General features: G+C 45.7%; 1 protein-coding gene. It reads left to right on the forward strand.

Annotated features, from left to right (window positions below; genetic code table 11):
• The coding region (locus tag HC175_RS18090; protein WP_317172356.1) for a PKD-like domain-containing protein at window positions 1–477 on the forward strand (477 nt) is incomplete at both ends.

Here is a 477-nt window from a genome sequence, read left to right on the forward strand (position 1 = left end):
AGTAACTACTGCCAACACAGTAACAATATGCAGTGGTACAGGACCTAATATTGCTTTGACTGCATCTACACCAAGTTCTTTCTCCTGGACCGTAGGTACCATAACAGGAGGTATTACAGGTGCAAGTAACGGAACAGGATCTACAATAAATCAGACCCTCACCAATCCCAGCAACTCAGCAGCAGGGACAGTTCAGTATATCGCAACACCTACAGCTACCACAGGAAGTTGTGCAGGTGAACCTTACACAATCACGGTAACAGTTAATCCAACACCTACAGTAACTACTGCCAACACAGTAACAATATGCAGTGGTACAGGACCTAATATTGCTTTGACTGCATCAATATCAAGCTCTTTCTCCTGGACCGTAGGCACCATAACCGGGGGTATTACAGGGGCAAGTAACGGAACAGGATCTACAATAAATCAGACCCTTACCAACCCCAGCAACTCAGCAGCGGGAACAGTTCAGTA

This window comes from Salinimicrobium oceani, assembly GCF_012037645.1.